The sequence below is a fragment of the Roseiarcus sp. genome, assembly GCF_049514155.1.
Classification (GTDB): Bacteria; Pseudomonadota; Alphaproteobacteria; order Rhizobiales; family Beijerinckiaceae; genus Roseiarcus.
The window spans coordinates 1-5,208 of sequence record NZ_JBEKVH010000252.1 but is presented as its reverse complement, the minus strand read 5'-3'; the positions used below and the strand labels follow the sequence as shown (position 1 = coordinate 5,208).

Here is a 5,208-nt window from a genome sequence, read left to right as displayed (position 1 = left end):
GACATCAACCTGCCCTACATCACCGCCGACGCGAGCGGGCCGAAGCATCTCGCGCTCAAGCTGACGCGCGCCAAATACGAGGCTCTGGTCGACGACCTGATCCAGCGCACCGTCGAGCCGTGCCGCAAGGCGCTCAAGGACGCCGGGCTGTCGGCCGGCCAGATCGACGAGGTCGTGCTCGTCGGCGGCATGACGCGCATGCCCAAGGTGCAGGAGGTCGTCAAACAGTTCTTCGGCAAGGAGCCGCACAAGGGCGTCAACCCCGACGAGGTGGTGGCGATCGGCGCGGCGGTTCAGGCCGGCGTGCTGCAGGGCGACGTCAAGGACGTGCTGCTGCTCGACGTGACGCCGCTGTCGCTCGGCATCGAGACGCTGGGTGGCGTGTTCACCCGGCTGATCGAACGCAACACCACCATCCCGACCAAGAAGAGCCAAGTCTTCTCGACCGCCGAGGACAACCAGACCGCGGTGACCATCCGCGTCTTCCAGGGCGAGCGCGAGATGGCCGCCGACAACAAGGCGCTCGGCCAGTTCGACCTCGTCGGCATTCCGACCGCGCCGCGCGGCGTGCCGCAGATCGAGGTGACCTTCGACATCGACGCCAACGGCATCGTCAACGTCACCGCCAAGGACAAGGCGACCAACAAAGAGCAGCAGATCCGCATCCAGGCCTCCGGCGGCCTCTCCGAGACCGACATCAACCGGATGGTGAAGGACGCCGAGGCGCACGCGAGCGAGGACAAGCGGCGGCGCGAGTCGGTCGACGCCAAGAACCATGGCGAATCGCTCGCTCACGACGCCGAGAAGGCGCTGAAGGAGTACGGCGACAAGGTCGCCCAGTCCGACCGCAGCGCGGTCGAAGCGGCGGTCGCGGCGCTGCGCGCTTCGCTGCAGGGCGAGGACGTCGAGGCGATCAAGGCGCGCAGCAACGACCTGATGCAGGCGCAGATGAAGCTCGGCGAGGCGATGTACAAGGCGCAGCAGCCGGGCGCCGCGGAGCCGGGCGCGCCCGACGGTCCGCCGAAGGACGACGTCATCGACGCCGAGTTCCGCGAAGTCGACGACGACAAGAAGAAGTCGGCCTGACGGGGCCGCGCCGGATCCCTTCGCCGGCGGCGAGGGGGCCGTGCGCCCGCCGCCGGCGAGCGATTGACGCGCCGCGGGCGACCTATACATAGATGAGCGATTCGGACGCCGCCGAGTCCTTCGGGTTGCTGGAACTGTGGCCAAGCGCGATTTCTACGAAGTCCTCGGGGTTGAGCGGACCGCCAGCGACGCGGATCTGAAGTCGGCGTTCCGCAAGGCGGCGATGCAATGCCATCCCGACCGCCATCCCGGCGACCACCAGGCCGAAGCGCGCTTCAAGGAGCTCAACGACGCGCCGCCTACGACCGCTACGGCCACGCCGCCTTCGAGCAGGGGGGCTTGAACGACGGTTTCGCCAGCTCGATGGCGGACATTTTCGACGACCTGTTCGGCGACTTCGTCGGCCGGCGCGGTCGCGGCGGCGGCTCGGGCAAAGAGCGCGGCGCCGACTTGCGCTACAATCTCGAGATCAGTCTTGAAGAGGCCTATCAAGGCAAGACCGCGACGCTCAAGCTGCCGACCGCGGTGACCTGCGAGGCCTGCGGCGGTTCAGGCGCCAAGGCCGGCTCCAAGCCGACGACCTGCAAGACCTGCGCCGGTCACGGGCGCGTTCGCGCCCAGCAGGGGTTCTTCGCCATCGAGCGCACCTGCCCCGCTTGCGGCGGCCGCGGCGTGACGATCGAGAACCCGTGCGACCGTTGCGGCGGCGCCGGCCGCGTGACGCGCGAGCGCACGCTGTCGGTCAACGTGCCGGCCGGCGTCGAGGACGGCACGCGCATCCGCCTGGCGGGCGAAGGCGAAGCGGGCCTGCGCGGCGGCGCGACCGGCGACCTCTACATTTTCCTTTCGGTCAAGCCGCATCCGGTGTTCCAGCGCGACGGCGCCGACCTCTATTGCCGCGTGCCGATCTCGATGGTGCGCGCCGCGCTCGGCGGCGAGTTCACCGTGCGGACCCTCGACGGCGGCGACGCACAGGTGCGCATTCCCGAAGGCGTGCAGTCGGGCCATCAGATGCGGCTGCGCGGCAAGGGCATGCCGGTGCTGCGCTCGATGGAACACGGCGACCTTTACATCCAGGCGAGCGTCGAGACGCCGCAGAACCTGACGCGCCGCCAGCGCGAGCTGCTCGCCGAGTTCGACGCCGAATCGTCGAACAAGACCCAGCCGGAGAGCAGCGGCTTCTTCGCCAAGATGAAGGAATTCTTCGAGGGCCTGAGTTGACATCCTGCGCCGTGAAGGCGAAGCAGGCGCGTCGTGGCCGCAGCCGCGGTCGATCCCGCCGCGCCGCGGCGAACGCGTAAGCGGAAACGCCCATGCAGCCTTCGCATCTTTCGCCGAGACCCGCCCCGCAATGGCCGGGGCCGCGGACCCGGCAGGCGATCGCGGACCAGGCGCATTTCCTCAAGACCCTGATCGACCGGCCGCGCCTGACCGGCAGCATCGCGCCGTCGGGGCGATACCTCGCTCGCGCGATGGCGCACCCGATCGACCCGTCGCGCGACGGACTGGTGGTCGAACTCGGACCCGGCACCGGGCCGGTGACGCAGGCGCTGGTCGAGCGCGGCATCAGCCGCCACAGGCTGGCGCTGGTCGAATACGATCACGGCTTCTGCCGCCTGCTGGCGCAACGCTTTCCCGGCGCGCAAATCATTCAGGGCGACGCCTACGATCTGCCCAAGACGCTCGCCGCTCTCGTCGGCCAGCCGATCGCCGCCGTCGTTTCGAGCCTGCCGCTGCTCAACGAGCCGCCGGCGCGGCGCCTCAAGCTGATCGAGGACGCCTTCGCGCTGATGGGGCCGCAGGGGCTGATGGTCCAGTTCACCTACGGCGTCGGCTCGCCGATCCCGCGCGAGGCCTGCGCGCAGCGGTATTCCGCGCACTGCACCGCGCCGATCTGGCGCAATCTGCCGCCGGCGCGGGTGTGGACCTACCGCGCCGACCGCAACGGCGCCTTCGCCGAGCCGCTGTTTGCGCGGCTGGTGCGGCGTATCGAGCCGCGTCCGCGCGCCAAGTGATCGCGGCGATGCGTCCGACCGAGCCGCGCGACCGGCTGATCGTCGCTCTCGACGCGGCCGAGGTCGCCGACGCCGAACGGCTGGTCGCGGCGATCGGCGATGCGGCGCGCTTCTATAAGATCGGCATGGAGCTCGCCTATGGCGGCGGCCTCGCCTTGGCGCCGAAGCTCGCCCAAGGGGGCAAGCGCGTGTTCGTCGACCTCAAGCTGCATGACATTCCCAACACCGTCGAACGCGCGACGGCGCAGATCGCGCGATTGGGGGCGGCCTTCCTCACCGTGCACGCCTATCCGCAGACGATGCGCGCCGCGGTCGCCGGCGCGAAAGGCTCGGGCCTCAAGCTGCTCGCCGTCAGCGTGCTGACCTCGAGCGACGATTCCGACCTTGCCGAGGCGGGCTACGCCTTCGGCGTCAAGGCGCTGGTCGAGCGCCGCGCGCGCCAGGCGGTCGAAGCCGGAATCGACGGCCTCGTCTGCAGCCCGGCCGAAGCGGCGAAGATTCGCGCCGTCGTCGGTTCCTCGCTGCTGCTGGTCACGCCCGGTATCCGCCCGGCGGGCGGCGCGACCGGCGACCAGAAGCGCGTCGCGACGCCGGCGGCGGCGATCGCCGACGGCGCCGACTATCTCGTCGTCGGCCGGCCGATCACGCAGGACCCCGACCCGCGCGCCGCCGCCAATCGCATCGTCGCCGAGATCGCCGCCGCCGGCTGACTGCGACCTTTGCCACGCTTGCCATCCGCAGCCCGGACGCTAGTCTCGCGCCGCAATTGAGGGAGCCGCCAATGCCCAAGGGTTACGTCGTTACGCGCGTCGACATTCTCGATCCCGAGGCCTACGCCAAATACGCCGCCGCCGCGACCAAAGCGATCGCCGATCACGGCGGCAAGGCGCTGGCGCGCGGGGGACGCCACGAAGCGCTGGAGGGCAAGGCGCGCGCGCGCAATGTCGTGCTCGAGTTCGACAGCTACGACGCCGCCCGGCGCTACTTCTACTCCGAGCAATATCAGGCGGCGCGCGCGCTTCGTCAGGGCGCGGCCGAGATGGAGATGGTTCTGGTCGAGGGGTCGTAAGCGTGGCCAAGGGCTACTGGATCGCGCATGTCGACGTCGCCGACCCTGACGCCTACAAGGCCTATCTCGAGGCCAACGCCAAGCCGTTCGCCAAGTACGGCGCGCGCTTCCTGGTGCGGGCGGGCCAAGCTAAGCAGAAGGAGGGCGCGCTGCGTTCTCGCCACGTGGTGATCGCGTTCAAGGATTACGCGACCGCGCTCGCCTGCTACGAATCGCCGGAGTACCGAAGCGCCTTCGCGCTGCGCCAACCGCCGGTAGCGCAGGGCGACCTCGTCATTATCGAGGGTTACGACGGAAAGCAGCCGGCCTGAGGGCTCGGATCATGGAGAGCGCAATGGTCGACATGCGGTTGATCGTCACCGGCGCCGCCGGGCGCATGGGGCGGATGTTGATCAAGGCGATCGCCGAGACGCCCGGTGTGACGCTCGCCGCCGCGATCGAGCGCAAGGGCGCGGCGGCGCTCGGCGCGGACGCCGGCCTCATCGCCGGCGCCGGCGCGAGCGGCATCATGATCAGCGACGACCCGCTGCCGGCGACGCTGAAGGCCGACGGAATCGTCGATTTCTCCGCCCCGGCGGCGAGCGTGGAAATGGCGGCGCTGGCCGCCCAGGCGCGCATCGCCCACGTCGTCGGCACCACCGGGCTGACGGAAGCCGACCTCGAAAGAATCGCCGCTGCGGCGCGCCACGCGCCGATCGTCCGCTCCGGCAACATGAGCCTCGGCGTCAACCTGCTGGCGCGGCTGGTTCGCGACGCGGCGCGCGCGCTTGGGCCCGACTACGACGTCGAGGTGGTCGAGATGCACCACCGGATGAAGGTCGACGCGCCCTCGGGCACGGCGCTGATGCTCGGCCAAGCGGCGGCCGACGGGCGCGCGATCGACCTCAAGGGCCATTCCGAGCGCGGCCGCGACGGCGTCACCGGCCCGCGCAAGCCGGGCGCGATCGGCTTCGCCTCGCTGCGCGGCGGCACGGTGGTCGGCGACCACAGCGTGATCTTCGCCGGCGACGGCGAACGCATCGTCCTCTCCCACCACGC

6 protein-coding genes and 1 pseudogene are annotated in these 5,208 nt (G+C 70.3%); all 7 read left to right on the top strand.

Going from position 1 to position 5,208, the window contains the following annotated elements:
• Positions 1-1,086: Hsp70 family protein (locus ABSF49_RS20940; protein WP_424114567.1), on the top strand; the 1,086-nt coding region annotated here is incomplete at its 5' end.
• A 136-nt stretch (positions 1,087-1,222) separates the two neighbouring features.
• Positions 1,223-2,307 (top strand): annotated as a pseudogene (locus ABSF49_RS20935) (molecular chaperone DnaJ).
• 92 nt (positions 2,308-2,399) lie between these two features.
• A complete protein-coding gene (locus ABSF49_RS20930) occupies positions 2,400-3,101 on the top strand; it encodes a class I SAM-dependent methyltransferase (RefSeq protein ID WP_424114566.1) in 702 nt (233 codons plus the stop codon).
• Between the two features lie 8 nt (positions 3,102-3,109).
• Positions 3,110-3,811 carry an orotidine-5'-phosphate decarboxylase gene (pyrF, locus tag ABSF49_RS20925; protein WP_424114565.1) on the top strand — a complete coding sequence of 234 codons (702 nt, stop codon included), beginning with the start codon at positions 3,110-3,112 and terminating at the stop codon, positions 3,809-3,811.
• A 71-nt stretch (positions 3,812-3,882) separates the two neighbouring features.
• A complete protein-coding gene (locus tag ABSF49_RS20920; protein WP_424114564.1) occupies positions 3,883-4,170 on the top strand; it encodes a DUF1330 domain-containing protein in 288 nt (95 codons plus the stop codon).
• A gap of 2 nt (positions 4,171-4,172) precedes the next feature.
• Positions 4,173-4,481: a DUF1330 domain-containing protein gene (locus tag ABSF49_RS20915; RefSeq protein ID WP_424114563.1), complete on the top strand. Its 309-nt coding sequence runs from the start codon at positions 4,173-4,175 to the stop codon at positions 4,479-4,481.
• Positions 4,482-4,513: 32 nt separating this feature from the next.
• Positions 4,514-5,208 (top strand): 4-hydroxy-tetrahydrodipicolinate reductase (gene dapB, locus ABSF49_RS20910; protein ID WP_424114568.1); only part of this gene is annotated, 695 nt, incomplete at its 3' end.